Origin of the sequence: Campylobacter sp. MIT 12-5580 (genome assembly GCF_005406235.1) — a bacterium.
GTDB lineage: Bacteria > Campylobacterota > Campylobacteria > Campylobacterales > Campylobacteraceae > Campylobacter_D.
Genome location: NZ_NXLK01000006.1, coordinates 43,350 through 58,371, shown reverse-complemented (window position 1 = coordinate 58,371; position 15,022 = coordinate 43,350). Strand labels below are relative to the sequence as shown.

At 35.3% G+C, this 15,022-nt stretch carries 13 protein-coding genes; 4 read left to right on the top strand and 9 right to left on the bottom strand.

Going from position 1 to position 15,022, the window contains the following annotated elements:
* Positions 1 to 73 precede the first annotated feature (73 nt).
* From trmA to CQA38_RS07040, 6 genes are all read right to left on the bottom strand, one after another.
* Positions 74 to 1,120 (bottom strand): tRNA (uridine(54)-C5)-methyltransferase TrmA, encoded by a 1,047-nt coding sequence (gene trmA / locus CQA38_RS07065; RefSeq protein ID WP_137633296.1) that lies wholly within the window; start codon positions 1,118 to 1,120, stop codon positions 74 to 76.
* Positions 1,121 to 2,926, bottom strand: a complete 1,806-nt coding sequence (locus tag CQA38_RS07060; RefSeq protein WP_137633295.1) for a Na+/H+ antiporter NhaC family protein — start codon at positions 2,924 to 2,926, stop codon at positions 1,121 to 1,123.
* The gene (locus CQA38_RS07055) at positions 2,923 to 3,678 is read right to left on the bottom strand and encodes an SDR family NAD(P)-dependent oxidoreductase (RefSeq protein WP_137633294.1); all 756 of its coding nucleotides are present in this window, start codon (positions 3,676 to 3,678) and stop codon (positions 2,923 to 2,925) included. Before CQA38_RS07055 ends, CQA38_RS07060 begins: the two co-directional genes overlap by 4 nt.
* On the bottom strand, positions 3,675 to 4,907 hold the full coding sequence (locus tag CQA38_RS07050; protein WP_137633293.1) for an ankyrin repeat domain-containing protein: 1,233 nt from the start codon (positions 4,905 to 4,907) through the stop codon (positions 3,675 to 3,677). Before CQA38_RS07050 ends, CQA38_RS07055 begins: the two co-directional genes overlap by 4 nt.
* A gap of 89 nt (positions 4,908 to 4,996) precedes the next feature.
* Positions 4,997 to 7,543 carry a bifunctional aconitate hydratase 2/2-methylisocitrate dehydratase gene (locus CQA38_RS07045; RefSeq protein WP_137633292.1) on the bottom strand — a complete coding sequence of 849 codons (2,547 nt, stop codon included), beginning with the start codon at positions 7,541 to 7,543 and terminating at the stop codon, positions 4,997 to 4,999.
* Positions 7,544 to 7,660: 117 nt separating this feature from the next.
* Positions 7,661 to 8,926, bottom strand: coding sequence for an acyltransferase (locus CQA38_RS07040; protein ID WP_137633291.1), 1,266 nt, complete (start codon positions 8,924 to 8,926; stop codon positions 7,661 to 7,663).
* A gap of 142 nt (positions 8,927 to 9,068) precedes the next feature.
* Here CQA38_RS07040 and CQA38_RS07035 point away from each other — a divergent pair, with 142 nt between their 5' ends.
* From CQA38_RS07035 to CQA38_RS07020, 4 genes are all read left to right on the top strand, one after another.
* Positions 9,069 to 9,275, top strand: coding sequence for a hypothetical protein (locus CQA38_RS07035; protein WP_137633290.1), 207 nt, complete (start codon positions 9,069 to 9,071; stop codon positions 9,273 to 9,275).
* 89 nt (positions 9,276 to 9,364) lie between these two features.
* Complete coding sequence (locus tag CQA38_RS07030; protein WP_137633289.1) at positions 9,365 to 10,738, top strand: MBOAT family O-acyltransferase; 1,374 nt, start codon at positions 9,365 to 9,367, stop codon at positions 10,736 to 10,738.
* 1 nt (position 10,739) lies between these two features.
* Positions 10,740 to 11,744: a DUF459 domain-containing protein gene (locus tag CQA38_RS07025; RefSeq protein WP_137633335.1), complete on the top strand. Its 1,005-nt coding sequence runs from the start codon at positions 10,740 to 10,742 to the stop codon at positions 11,742 to 11,744.
* Positions 11,741 to 12,928, top strand: a complete 1,188-nt coding sequence (locus tag CQA38_RS07020) for a GDSL-type esterase/lipase family protein (RefSeq protein ID WP_137633288.1) — start codon at positions 11,741 to 11,743, stop codon at positions 12,926 to 12,928. Before CQA38_RS07025 ends, CQA38_RS07020 begins: the two co-directional genes overlap by 4 nt.
* 43 nt (positions 12,929 to 12,971) lie before the next feature.
* Here the strand turns inward: CQA38_RS07020 and CQA38_RS07015 are convergent, their stop codons facing one another.
* The 3 genes from CQA38_RS07015 to CQA38_RS07005 are packed head-to-tail and all read right to left on the bottom strand — an operon-like array spanning position 12,972 to position 15,016.
* Complete coding sequence (locus tag CQA38_RS07015) at positions 12,972 to 13,718, bottom strand: amino acid ABC transporter ATP-binding protein (protein ID WP_137633287.1); 747 nt, start codon at positions 13,716 to 13,718, stop codon at positions 12,972 to 12,974.
* Position 13,719: 1 nt separating this feature from the next.
* Positions 13,720 to 14,376, bottom strand: coding sequence for an amino acid ABC transporter permease (locus CQA38_RS07010; protein ID WP_137633286.1), 657 nt, complete (start codon positions 14,374 to 14,376; stop codon positions 13,720 to 13,722).
* Positions 14,369 to 15,016 carry an amino acid ABC transporter permease gene (locus CQA38_RS07005; RefSeq protein ID WP_137633285.1) on the bottom strand — a complete coding sequence of 216 codons (648 nt, stop codon included), beginning with the start codon at positions 15,014 to 15,016 and terminating at the stop codon, positions 14,369 to 14,371. The genes CQA38_RS07010 and CQA38_RS07005 overlap by 8 nt, the downstream gene beginning before the upstream one ends.
* Positions 15,017 to 15,022: the final 6 nt, after the last annotated feature.

Below are 15,022 nucleotides of genomic sequence, written 5' to 3'. Positions count from 1 at the left end.
TTATTTTGCTTAAATTTTGCAAAAATAAAATACAAGCTTTATCTTAACTTTAAATACAATTTCAAAGCTAAAATTATTTTCTTTCTAAAATCACTCCACATTCAAGATGAGGAGTGTGAGCAAATTGATCAAAGATCGCAAAATGTTTGATTTTGTGGCTTTTGCTTAAAGTGTTAAGATTAGCTTTCAGTGTAAGTGGATTGCATGAGATATAAATGATATTTTTAAAGCTAGAAATAAATTCTAAACTAAGCTCATCAAGCCCAGCTCTTGGAGGATCAACAAAGACATGAGAGAACTTAAATTCATCTAAGTTTATATGCCTTAGTCTAAAAAATGCTCTTTCTTTTTTAAAGGCTTTGACAAGCTCCTGACTTGAAAGGCGGATAAAATCTATATTTTGACTTTGATTAAGCTCGCAGTTTTTAAGGGCAAATTCTATATTTTTCTTTGAAATTTCACTGGCTAAAACCCTATGAAAAAGCTTTGAAAGGGGCAGGGTAAAATTTCCATACCCACAATAAAGCTCCAGTAAATCACTTTTATCATCCTTTTTGAGCTTATTTAGCACCCAAGAAATCATAGTTTCATTCATAAAAGTATTAGGCTGCACAAAGCAATCATTGCTAAAGATATATTCAAATTTATCTTCATTTATATCAAGGCTTTGTTTGAGTTTTTCATCACCAAAGATAAGTTTTTTGCCCTTGCATCTTGCGATGATATTGGTATTTAAGTCTTTGCTAAGCTGAGCTAATTCATCTTGAAACAAAGTTATATCTGTATGATAAAGCAAGGTTATACTAAAGTCTTTCTTTGTGCTTAAAAACTCTACGCCAAAAAGCTTATTTGAAAGGGTTTTATTAGCATTTAAGCGCGCAAGCAAGCAAGGCATAAAGTTTTGAATTTGAGGCTCTGCAAAATCAAGACTTTGAATTTTTACCTTTTTCTTACCCTCAAAACTTGCATAACTTAAGCCTTGCTCGTCTTTATAAAAAGCAAGCTCGGCTCTGTTTCTATAGGCTTTTGAATGGTTTTGAAATTCCTCGATCTTAAGCTCATTTACAAGCTCTTTAAAAAGTTCTTTTGCAAACTGACTTTTTTTGGCAAAATCAGACATTTACACCTTTTTGCCAACAAATCTTAAAAGCAAGATCATAGCCACAAACCCTAAAATAAGGCTTAACCAAACATTTAAACCAAAACTTACAGGCAAATACCCACAGAGTATGCTTATAACACAAACGCTAAGTGCATAAGGCATTTGTGTTTTAACATGAGCAAGTAGCTCACAACGACTTCCCATAGATGAAAGTATGGTAGTATCAGAAATCGGCGAGCAGTGATCGCCAAAAATGGCTCCGGTTAAAACAGCTGAGATATTTATCACCATATAATGATGAAGTTCTGCTCCGCTTAAGTCATTATGAAAGCCAACAGCAGCAGCCAAAGGTATGGTAAGAGGCATTAAAATTCCCATAGTTCCATAACTTGTGCCAGTTGAAAAAGAAATGATAGAAGCAAGCAAAAATACAGCTGAAGCCAATACAAAAAGTGGTGTGGTGCTTGAAAGAAGCTCGATAAGGTATTTTGAAGTGCCAAGATCTTTGATCGTAGAAGCCAAACTCCACGCACATAACAAAATGATAACCGTCATTATCATAGTCCTCCAGCCATGAGTCCAAGTCGCTATTCCTTCTTTTAAAGTCCAAATTTTACGCCAAATTCCCATGATAATAGCCACTATAGAAGCTAAAAGTGCAGCTTGAAAAAGCACCACAGAAGCATCAGCTGCCCCAAAAGTCTCACGCAAGGCAAAAAGGCTAAGTGGGCTTGCGTTAATTTGGGCTTTTAAAGCTTCATCTTCAAGGGCATTATATCCACTAAAATAAAAACCCACAAAAGCAAAAATAACCAAGATAAGCAAAGGTATAAGAGCATTGCTTGCTTTAAGGGCGATATGCTCTTTTGGCTCTAAGAGTTTATCTTCTATATTATCAATTTGCTCGTGTCCGTGCGAAAACTTACCTGCTCTTGCATTAAGTTCAGCCTTAAGCATAGGACCAAACTCACGTCCCATAAAGATAGTAAGTAGCACAAAAACGAGCATAAAAAGATTATAAAAGCGGTAAGGCAAGGTTTGTACAAAAATTTCAAAAGCATTCAGCGAAGCCCTATCAACCCCAAGAGCTGTAAAAATTTCAGCCGAATCAATCAAATCATATCCACTTCTAATCAGTGAAATTTCAAGCCCTATCCAAGTAGAGATGATAGCAAGCCCTGTAATAGGAGCAGCTGTTGCGTCCATGATAAAGGCAAGTTTTTCGCGACTTACTTTAAACTTATCAGTAACTGGACGCATGATAGGTCCAACGATTAAGGAATTTGCATAATCATCAAAAAACACAAAACACCCCATGCACCAAGTGGCAAACTGAGAACTTTTTGCCTGTTTAGCTTTTTGAGAAAGCCAAAGAGCAACTGCCTTAGTGCCTCCGCTTTTTGTGATTAAAGCGACTACGCCTCCTATGGTTAAAACTTGCAAGATAATACCAGCATTTCCAGCGCTTGCCATAGAATTTAAAAGCTTAAAAACAAGTCCGGTAAAAGCTCCTATTGTAGAATGATACAGCATAGCCCAAAAGCTTACTTGGGCTGAATTTAAAGAAGTTTCATTTGCAAGCTGAGTGTTTAAAAGTGTGGCTTCATTAGCTAGCCCATTTTGTGTTAGTGCAAGCATAAAAGTGCCCGTAAAAGCTCCTAAGAAAAGCGATAAAACCACATCTTTGCTTATAAAAGCAAGAGCGATAGCAACGATAGGGGGTAAAAGCGTAAAAACACCAAAAAGCTGGGCGTTTTGACTTGCCAAATCAGGGCTTTGAGCCATTGCAAAAAGTGGTAAAAATAAGAAAAATGCAGCTTTCATAGAGTTTGTCCTTTTTCCACAAAAAAGCCATTCCAAGTCTGTGTTACAGGCATGAGTTCAAGCTCGTTGATATTGATATGATCGGGTAAGGCTAGTATAGAGCAAATGACTTTGGCTATATCTTCAGCGCTTAAATACTTGGTATTTTCATACAACTCATCAGCTTTTTTCTTATCACCCTTAAAACGCACCTCGCTAAATTCGGTTTTGCAAAGCCCCGGAGCAATATTTGTTACTTTGATATTTGAGCCTCTTAAGTCGTTTCTTAAAGCGAGTGAAAACTGACGCACAAAAGCTTTGGTGCCACAATACACATTGCCACCAAAATAAGGATTTACCCCAGCAACTGAGCCAAGATTAAAGATATAAGCGCTTTTTTGCTTTCTTAAAAGCGGGATAACTGCCCTTGCTACATATAAAAAACCTCTGATATTTGTATCGACCATAGTTTCTATATCTTCAAGGGCAAGTTCGTCAAATTTTTGAGTTTCTAAGGCTAAGCCAGCATTGTTTATGAGTATATCTATAGCCTTAAATTCACTTGGTAGATTTTTTACTGCTTCAAAAACAGCTTCTTTATCTCTTACATCAAGGGCTAGTGGGTAAATCTGCCCTTGAAAATCTTTAGCTAAGTTTTCAAGTCTTTCTTTGCGTCTTGCAAGAGCGATGATTTTAAAGCCATCTTTGGCTAATGCTCTAGCTATAGCTTCTCCAAAGCCAGAACTTGCTCCTGTGATAAATGCTGTTTTCATTCTAAAGTTCCTTCATAAAATAAATTTGTGTTTTCTTCTAAGCCTAGTGTTTTAAGATAGGCTATGTTTTCATCTTTGTGTGCAAGTATGGCAAAATCAAGTGCGTTAAAACCCAAATCATCTTTTGCATTTATATCTACTTTATAGGTGGTTAAAAGCTTTAAGATATTTACATTTGCATAGCTTGCTGCGTGCATAAACACATTTTTTGAAGTATGCTCAAGCGCGCAAAGTGTGATATAATAAGGCGTATTGCCACTTATAGCTAATTTTTCGTTATTATTGATGTATCTTGCATTGACATTTGCACCTTTTTCAAGCAAAAGCTTGACGATATTTTCTTGGTTAAATTCTACCGCATAAAAAAGAGGAGTTTTGCCAAAAGCATTACTTGCATTGACATCAGCACCTTTTTGAATAAGAAATTGCGTATTTTCATAGCTTTCAAGAGCATAAAATAAAGCACTTTCATAGCCCTCATTGATCTTCGCACCAAATTGAATCAACTCATTGATGATACTTGTATCTCTCTTGCTTAAAAGTGCAGTTTGTAAGGCTATGCTAAGATCAATATCACTTGGTTTATTTGCATAGATATAGCCTTGAATTTGCCTTAAACCTTTGCTTTTATCGATAATGAGTTTTTGAAACTCGCTAATATCTTTAAAGATTTTCGTCTCGCCCACAGCCCAAAATAAAAACTCATCTGTAGCCTTTTGTGCATAAATTCTAGCATCTTGTGCGTTCATCTTGTGCGTTTTTATAAAAAAATCCACAAAGGCTTTATTGGCTTTTTCAAGCTCTTCATTAAATGCGCGGTAAAGCCTGAAATTTCCTATACTTTGATACGCCCAATAACGAAAATATGCTTGAAACTCGCCTTTTTTATCCGCCAAATGACTTGGCGTTTGATACGAGCTTGGATCAAGAGCAAGCTGGGCGAGCAAAAGATGAAAAGAATCAAGATGAGCAAAATAATGAATTCCTCCACAAGAGCTATTATTGCCCCTGATTTCATTGCTAAGCTCATAAAGTCTTTTGCTAAAGCTTTGGTTTTTAAAACTTTTTTCACAAGTTCTTAATGTTTCTATGATCGTAGTATTAAGATCAAAAGCAGATCGTTTGTTTGCGTTTTGAAAGAGACTTTTATCTTGCTCTAAAAGTTCGCAACTTGCATACGCATTAAAGGCAAAAACCGCACAAAAAAGAAAGAAAAATAAAAATCTCAAAAAATCCCCTCAAAAGCTCACATTTTAAGGCAAAAGCCCTAAAATGCTGTATTGGCTATAAATAAAAGTTAATTATAGCCAAAGTTCTCTTAATCCACAAGCTCAAAATCCTGAATCTCATTAAAATTAAGATATTTATAAATTTCGCTTTTTTTGCTATCATCAAGCTTATCTTTAACGAGTTCAAGGTATTCGCTCACGCTTGGCAAGCGTCCTAGTAAAGCGCACACTGCAGCTAGTTCAGCACTGCCAAGATACACTTGTGCGCCCATACCCATTCTATTGTCAAAATTTCTCGTTGAAGTTGAAAATACCACGGCTCCATCAGCAACTCTGGCTTGATTACCCATACATAGCGAGCAGCCCGGCACTTCAATACGCGCTCCAGCAGCACCAAATACACTATAATACCCCTCAGCACTAAGTTGAGCTTTATCCATTTTTGTTGGTGGCACCACCCAAAGCCTTGTATCTATCATGCCTTTGCCTTTTAAAATTTCGCCCAAGGCTCTGTAATGTCCTATATTTGTCATACAAGAGCCGACAAACACTTCATCTATGTGTTTTGGACGCTTGCTATCAGCTAAAACTTCACTTAGCGTGGCTACATCATCTGGATCATTTGGACAAGCTAAAATAGGCTCTTTGATGTCATTTAAGTTAATATCAAAAACATAAGCATATTTTGCGTCCTTATCAGCCCTTAAAAGTTCTGGCTTTTCAAGCCATTTTTTCATCTTTTCAGCCCTTCTTGCAAGGGTTTTTTTATCCTCATAACCTGCTTCAATCATGGCCTCTATTAAGGTAATATTTGATTTGATATACTCACTTACACTTTCTACACTTAAATCCACACAGCACGCTGCTGCACTTCTTTCAGCTGAAGCATCGCTTAATTCAAAGGCTTGCTCGACTTTTAAATTTGGCAAGCCTTCTATTTCTAAGATTTTACCTGCAAAGATATTTTTCTTACCTTGTTTTGCTACGCTAAGTTGTCCTTCTTTAATCGCATAATAAGGTATAGCATTTACCAAATCCCTCAAAGTAACTCCGGGCTGAAGCTCGCCACTAAAACGCACTAAAATGCTCTCAGGCACATTTAAAGGCATAGAACCAGTTACAGCTGCAAATGCAACAAGCCCACTTCCAGCAGGAAAAGAAATGCCTATAGGAAAGCGAGTATGCGAATCCCCTCCAGTGCCAACGCTATCAGGCAACACAAGGCGGTTAAGCCAGCTGTGAATGACTCCATCGCCAGGCTTTAAGCTCACGCCCCCGCGACTTGTCATAAAATACGGCAAAGTTTTATGTAAATTTGAATCACTTACCTTTGGATAAGCTGCAGTATGACAAAAGCTTTGCATAACCATATCAGCATTAAAACCAAGTGAGGCAAGCTCTTTGATCTCATCTCTTGTCATAGGTCCGGTTGTATCTTGAGAACCAACGGTTAAAGTCATAGGCTCTATATACATACCAGGACGCACGCCAGCAACTCCACAGGCTCTACCAAGCATTTTTTGAGCTAGAGTATAGCCTCCGCTTGAGTTTTTAGGTTGTTCTGCTTTGATAAAAATTTGCTCTGTTTCTAAGCCTAGAAATTCTCTAGCCTTAGCACACAAACCGCGTCCTATGATGAGCGGGATTCTTCCGCCTGCTCTTACTTCATCATAAATGGTATTTGGGCTGAGTTCAAATTTGGCTATGACTTCGCCATTTTTAACAAGCTCGCCCTTATAAGGATAAATTTCAAACTCATCACCCATTTCAAGCTTGCTTACATCACACACTATAGGCAAGGCCCCGCTATCTTCTGCGGTATTAAAGAAAATCGGTGCTATTGTTGAGCCCATAACTATGCCTCCTGTGCGTTTGTTTGGCACGCCTTTGATATCTTTTCCCATATGCCACTGAATAGAGTTTATGGCTGATTTTCTACTAGAACCTGTGCCTACTACATCGCCTACATATACCACTTCTCTACCGCTTTTTTTAAGCTCTGCTATCTTTTCAAGGCTACCTGGTTGGCGGTTTTTAAGCATGGCTAGGGCGTGAAGGGGGATATCACTTCTCGTAAAAGCATCACCTGCTGGACTTAAATCATCAGTATTTGTTTCTCCGGGGACTTTAAATACTATACATTTTATAAGTTCAGGAAGTTTTTCTCTTTTTTCAAACCAAGTTGCATTTGCCCAGTTTTCTAAGACTTCTTTAGCATAAGCATTGCTTTTGCTTAGTTCGCAAATGGTATGAAAATCATCATGCACAAAGATGATATTTGAAAGCACTTTTGCAGCTTGTTTGGCTGTGTCATCTTGTTTTAACGCCTGGATTAAAACCTTGACATTATAGCCTCCAAGCATAGTTTCAAGCATGTTTAAAGCCCTTGTTTTGTCTATAGCTTTACAGCTGATTTTTGACTTTAAAATTTGATCTAAAAACTCACATTTAACCAAAGCTGCATCATCAACGCCCGGATTGACTCGGTTTTCAAGCAAAAAGGCTAGTTCTTCGCTTGGCTCATCTTGTAAAGCCTTGCAAAGTGCTTTTGTTTGCTCTACATTTAAAGGAAGGGGCGGAATGCCTAAGCTTTCCCTTTCTTTTGCATTTTCTTGATAATCTTTGATAAAAGACATTTTCAAACTCCTTAATTTTTCTTTTAATTGTAACGATAAAAAGAAAAATTTTTCTTGAAATTTAAGAACTTCTTTATCTTTTCTTACAAAAACACACAAATTTAAATCAAAATGGTTTTATTTGTGAGTATTTTTGTAGCTGTTTTTAATCCTCTTTAACTCAAAGAAAAATTTCACATATCCTCCCTTAAGTATGTTTTTATGAGCTTGTATTAAAGCTTCTCCTAACTTATAACTTAAATGCTCTTTTACTTTTAAAGCTTCGTGATAATCTTCATAAGCTTGCAAAGGTGGAAGTTTTAAATTTGGATTTATTTTAATTTGTTCTTGATAAAGTTTTTGAGCTTTTTTGTGCTTGTTTTGAATCTTTAGCAAAGTAAAAGGCAAGCTTATGATACCACTTGTATTTTTTGAGTTTTGTATCATTGCTAAGCCAAGTTTATAAGAAAGTGTGTTTTGAATTCTTTCCTTAGCTCCTTTTGGTTTAAAAATTTCTAGTTTTTGAAGTTCTTTGCTATCGATAAATTCTAAGTCCTTAAAGGCTGTTTTGCTTTCATCTTTGTATAATTTACATTCACTGATATCATTATCTTCAAACAAAGCAAAACGATTTTTTTCTGTGTTATTATAGATATAATCATACACAAACTCAAGCTTTTGCAAAGCTGTATCCATACTTTCTAGTTCTTTTTCTATTAGAGCTGGATTGAGGAATTTTTCTTTTTGGAAGGTGAATTTAAAATCTTCGGTTTGCATGGTTTTGTGCTGCTTGGTTTGGACTTTATCCCAATTACCAGCACATGGATCTAATCTACTCCAAAATACTTCATTTTTTATAAATTGACTTGGATTTCCAGCATAAATAGTATTTGAAAACTTTTTACCAGAATTTACGCTTTTTGCTCCCAAAACGCTTCCACTTGCCACAACACAGCCTTTTAAAATCGCACTTTCTTGCCCACACCACACATGATCGCCTATGTAGATGCTTTTACTGAAATTATTTCTTGCATAAGTCTTGCTATTAAAAATCAAGTGATGATCACAGGTGCTTAGCCAAATTCCCCAAGAAAACATAACATCATCGCCCAAAATGATATTTTTGCCCTCATACACCCGAAAACCTGCACCATTGCTTGTGCTATTTTTGCCTATATAACAAAGTCCATGCGATCTCAAGTCAAATCCTCCACTTAACCAACCACCATTTCCTGAGATAAATAAAAGTGCATTGTCTCCATAAAAAGTTGCATTCACATTTGCACTTTCTGTGGCAAAGAAAAGTATATTATCTCGTCCTTTAAATTCAAATTTAAGATTTTTTTGCTTGCTTAAATCCCCATAAATGATATTATTTCTTTCATCTTTTTGAAAAGGTATCATAAAAATTTGCTCCCCCCCCCCCTACTCATATTTGAAAATAAAGTCCTAAATTTACCTTTTTTTACTTTAAAATATCCTAAATTTACCTTGTTGTATTTTAAAGCTAAAAAATATATGCTTGTGTAAAAATTTTTTGGAAAAAGTGATGACTCAAAGAGATTTAGCAGGCAGACTTGATATCAATGTCAAAACCTTACGCAAATGGAAAAAAGATCGTCCAAGAGTATATGAACTTTTAATGCTAGGACTTGAGGCTGAAAATATGCTTAAAGAACTGCGACAAAATGTGCAAAAATTTGAAGAGCTTTTATACAAACACAGCGAAGAAGCAACAAAACAAAAGTCTTAAAACTCAAATCCTTAACCCCACTTTAAGCCAAAATAAGCTAAAATCAAAGCTTTAATTTGCAAATTTAAATACACTCAAAAAAGGTAGAAATGACTTATTTTTCTTTAGAATTCGCACTAATGTTTTGTGCTTTTTTTGTGCTGTATTGGTGTTTTAAAGAAAGTTTTCGCGCACAAAATATCTTTATTTTAGCATTTAGCTATATAGTGTATATCTTGATGAATCCTTACTTTGCTCTTGTGCTTTTTGTTTATACCTTTTTTATTCATTATTTTGCTTTGTTGATTTTTGTGCGTCAAAAAAGATACATTTTTGCTGCTTGCATTTCTTTTGCGGTTTTGAATTTATGCTTTTTTAAGTATTTTACAAGTATTAAAGATAGCTTTGATCAATTTTTAGCGTTTTTTGGTTTTGAGTATTTAAACTCTGATCTTATTTTTCCAGTAGGCATTAGCTTTTATACTTTTGCTTCAATCACCTATCTTGTAAGCGTTTATAAAGAACACAAAATCGAAACTTTTTTAAATTTAGCTACTTATCTTTCCTTTTTTCCGACTTTATTAGCCGGTCCTATCATGAGAAGTGAGTTTTTTTTCAAACAAATTCATCAAAGAAGAGAATTTTCAAATGGCGATTTAATCATCTTTTTACTCGTCTTAGGTATCATCAAAAAGGTATTAATCGCTAATTACTTAGGCATTTACTCTAAAGAAATTTTAGCAAATCCTAGCACGCATAATTTCTTAGAGCTTTTGTGTGCGATATATGCTTTTAGCGTGCAAATTTATTGCGATTTTAGTGGCTATGTGAATTTAGTTACAGCTTTTGCTTTAATGCTTGGCTTTAACCTACCTAAAAACTTTGATATGCCTTATCTTTCAAAGAACTTGAAAGAATTTTGGAGCAGATGGCATATCTCGCTTTCAACCTTTATAAGAGATTATATTTATATCCCTTTAGGCGGAAGCAAAAAAGGGCGTATGCGAACTTATGTGAATTTGTTGATCGCCTTTGCACTTTCTGGAATTTGGCATAACAATACCATCAATTTCTTATTTTGGGGACTTTTGCATGGGCTTGGGGTGGTGTTTTTGCATTTACCATTTATCCAAAAGATAAATTTGCAAAAAATTCCATATCTTGGGAGTTTTTTAACCTTTCATTTTGTGGCTTTTGCGTGGATATTTTTTTATTATCCAAGTTTTGACAAAGCATTTGAATACCTCAAAGCCTGCGTGGATAATTTCTTTTTTGAGCTTGAATACAAAGATATTTATATTTTTGCGTCCTTTGTGGCTTTGTTTATCATCTATCCTTTATTTGTGAATTTTCAAAAACATTGCGTGCGAATTTTGCATATCACACCTTTGTTTTTAAAGCCTATTTTGCTGGCTTTAATCTTACTTGTGGTTTTTGCGTTTATGCCAAGTGGAATACCTCAATTTATTTACGAGAGTTTTTAAGATGAAAATTTTTAGATTTTTCTTTGTGATCCTAAGCACTTTTTTCATCGTTGCTTTTGTGATGAATAAAAGCATAGCCTCGTATTTAGAGCAAAAATATCACCTGCACGTAGCTTTTCAAAATGATATTTTAGATGAGGCAAACAGCTTTAAAGTAAAGCTTGAACAAATTCGAGCTGTGCTAAGCAATGATACCCAAGCCTTGCATTATGGCTCTTTGAGTGAATTTAGCACAAATGATATAAATGCAAGTTTTAATGAAACTTATCTTATCGATGAGCTTGATGAAAATTTAAGCAAAATAACACTTGAGCTTGACAAAAACACAAGCATTCAAAACCATGATACAAACTTAAGCTCCATTCCAAGCAAGCTTGTGATACAAAAGGGCGAGGAGTTCTTGCTGATAGGGGATTCTTTAATGCAAGGTGTAGCTTTGGCTTTGACAAGAGATTTAAGCAAGCTTAAGATCAAAAGCACGAATTTAAGCAAACAAAGCACAGGCTTAAGCTATAAAAGCTATTTTAACTGGGCAAGTGCGACTCAAGCAGCATTTGTGGAAAATAAAAATTTAAAATACCTTGTTGTATTGCTTGGCGCAAATGATCCTTGGGATATTAAATTTGAGGGCAAATACCAAACCTTTAATAGCGAGCAGTGGCGTGAAATTTATACCAGTCGCGTTGATGAGATTATCAAAATCGCCAAACTTCACAATGCTAAGGTTTTATGGTATGAAATTCCTCCAGTGAAAAAAGACAGCCTTAATGAAAAAATCAAAATCTTAAATGAAATTTATCGTAGCGAAAACCTTAAAAATAACGAAATTTTCATTCAAACAACGCAAGCTTTAAGTGAAGACGGCAAGTATTCAAGCTATATTAGAGATGAAAACAACAAAAGCATTAAAATTAGAGCTGATGATGGCACGCATTTTAACATAAAAGGCGCAAAACTTATGTCTGAACTTTTGCTTGAAAAACTTGATACAAACGAGCTTAAATGAAAAAAATCTGTTTTTTTCTTTTGTGCGTTTTTGGGCTTTTTTTTATCAACGCTTGTGTATATATGAGCGTGCCAAAAAGTATACGAGTAAGCCAGCCTATCAGCAAAAAAGAACTTTTAGACAAACCAAGATCGGCTTTAATCAACTTTGCAAGCTCAAGCGAACTTGAACGCCTAAAAGGATACCTTAGCGATAAAAAAGACTTGAAAATCCGCATTTTTGGCGACTCTCATATGGCAGCTGATTTTTTTTCAAGAGAGCTAAGAAAGCTACTTATAAAAGTCAATGCCATAGGCTTTGCCTACCCTTTACAGCCCAAATACCAACATAATTTAATGCTAGATTATGAAAGCAAGGGCTTTGAGCTGTATAATTCTAAAAACGATAGCACACAAAACTACGCTTTAGGTGGCGTAAGTATAAAAGCTTTAAGAAAAAACGCTTTCGTAAAACTAAGTTCAAATCTCAAAGAACAAAATTTCAAATTTGGCGTCATTTTTGAAAGCAAAAACAAAAAAGAAGCCTTTATACTCAAAGACTCTAAAGGCAAAACTTATACACTCAAAACAACGCACTCTGGGCTTAACTACAAAGAATTTAACAATATACATTTTCCTATCAGTATCCACGCGCTTGAAAAAGGGGTAAATTTAAATGGCTTTTTTATCTACAATGAAAAAAACAATCTCATACTTGATACGCTTGGTATCAATGGTGCAAGATCTGATTTATGGCTTAAATGGGATCAAAAAGCTTTAAAAGCTGAACTAAATGTGATAAAAAGCGATTTTATCATACTTGCGTATGGTTCAAATGATGTTTTGTTAGGAAATTTCAACAAGATTAAATTTAAAGAAAATTATAAAAATTTCATCGCTACACTCAAGCAAGCAAATCCAAGTGCTGTGATTTTGCTGATCTCTCCACCAAGCGTTACACAAAAAATCGCTGAAAATTATCAACTTTCAAGCGACTTTTACCCAGTAAGAGATGCACTTTATGAACTCGCAAAAGAGCAAAAACTCTTGCTTTTTGATATGCATAAATTTATGCAAGAAAGCGGAGGCAAAGACTTGTGGATAGAGCAAGGGTATTCAAAAGAAGATGTGCATTTAAGCGTGCAAGGCTATGAGCTTATGGCGGATAAGTTTTATAAGGATTTAAAAGTTTTATTGCGGTTTTAATGGCTACATTGCCAAGCTAATATCACCGCACAAAAATTTTACTTTATCTATTATCTGCACGAAAATCAAATAAATTTAAAAATTTCCTCGCTCTTTGAGTTTTGGGCTGGGTAAAAAACTCCTGCGGACTTGAAATTTCAACGATTTGTCCAGCGTCCATAAATACTATCCTATCAGCCACAGCCCTTGCAAAGCCCATCTCATGCGTAACTATAAGCATACTCATACCATCTTTTGCTAAATTCAGCATAACATCAAGCACTTCACGCACGATTTCTGGATCAAGAGCAGCTGTAACCTCATCAAAAAGCATAAGCTCAGGATTCATACACAAGCTTCTTACTATGGCAATGCGTTGTTTTTGTCCTCCGCTAAGCTCTCTTGGATAGGCTTTAAGCTTGTGTGCTAAGCCTACTTTTTCAAGCCAAGTCATAGCCTCTTGTAAAACTTCTTCTTTTTTGCGTTTTTGCACTTTTAAAGGAGCTAAAAGCAAGTTTTGCTCGACATTTAAGTGATCAAAAAGCTCATAGGATTGAAACACCATACCAACTTTTTGACGAATCTTTTGCCAATCCTTAAAATTTGTATCAATTTTTTCTTTATCAATATAAATTTCTCCACTGGCTATACTCTCAAGCCCATTAATACAGCGTAAAAGTGTGGATTTACCACAGCCACTGGGTCCTAGTATCACCACAACTTCTTTTTTATCTACACTTAAATTTATATCTTTTAAAACATGGTGTGAGCCGTAGTATTTTTGCAAATGGCTGATCTTTAAAATTTCCATTTTAACTCCATTTTTTTTCTAAAATTTGAGAATACCAAGAAAGCGGATAGCATAATAAAAAATATATAAAAAATATTATACCATAAATGACAAAAGAAGCATAAACATTGCTATGATGAAACTCGATGATTTGTTGCCCTACTTTGACAAGCTCCACTGCTCCGATTAAAAAAGCAAAAGTCGTGCTTTTTATCATTCTGGTAAGCAAATTTATACTTGCTGGAGTTAAGCGTCTAAAAGCTTGAGGCAAGATCACGAAAATATAGAGCTCATAAGTGTTTAAAGCAAGGCTAGCGGCTGATTCGTATTGATGTTTTGGTATGCTTTGCAAAGCAGCTCGCACCAAATCCATCATCTCAAACACTCCCCAAATACTAAAAACTAAAATCGCCGCACTCACTGCACTTAAATTCAAGCCAAACCAACGCGACAAGCCAAAATAAATCACAAAAAGCCACACGATCAAAGGCATAACACGAACAAATTCAAGACAAAATCTACAAAATGCGTTTATAAAAGGATTTTTAAGATTATACATTACGCCCATAAAAAGCCCACCTACAGAAGAGATGATGATACTAACAATAGAAATTTCTAAGGTGATTAAAAGCCCTTCAAGTAGTCTTGAAAAGGTGTTTAAAGTCAGTAACTCAGGCATAACGCAACCTTTTTTCAAGATAGCTTAAAAACAAAGACAAAGGCAAGATTATACATAAATAACTCACAAAAAGCATAAATAAAAGCTCATCTGTCTTATAAGTAAGCGAATTTAAACTCGTCATCGTATAAACAAGATCAGGTAAAGCAATGATAGTAACAACCGAGGTTTCCTTAAATAAAAAAATAGTATTTGCACTAAGGCTTGGCATAGCCACGCTTAAAGCTTGAGGCAAGATCACAAAGCGAAACACCTGCCAAGGACTTAAAGCCAAGCTTAAGGCTGCTTCAAACTGCTGTTTTTTTACCGCTTCAATGCCAGCTCTTAAACTCTCTGCCATATAAGAACCACCCAAAAATGAAAGCCCCAAAACCGCACAGCTAAAGCTCTCAAGCCCAAGTCCAAGCCGTCCAAGCCCATAATACAAAAAGAAAAGCTGGATCAGCAAAGGTGTGTTTCTTGAAAGCTCTATATATACCCTACAAATTTGGCTTAAAAGCTTGAGCTTAAAATACTGCATTAACACGCAAAAAATGCCTATACACAAAGAAAAGAAAAGTCCTAAAGCAAAAACTTCAAGTGTAAGTAAGGCTGCATTTATAAAATTTGGCGTGTATTTGAGCATAAAATCAAAATCCATCTTTTT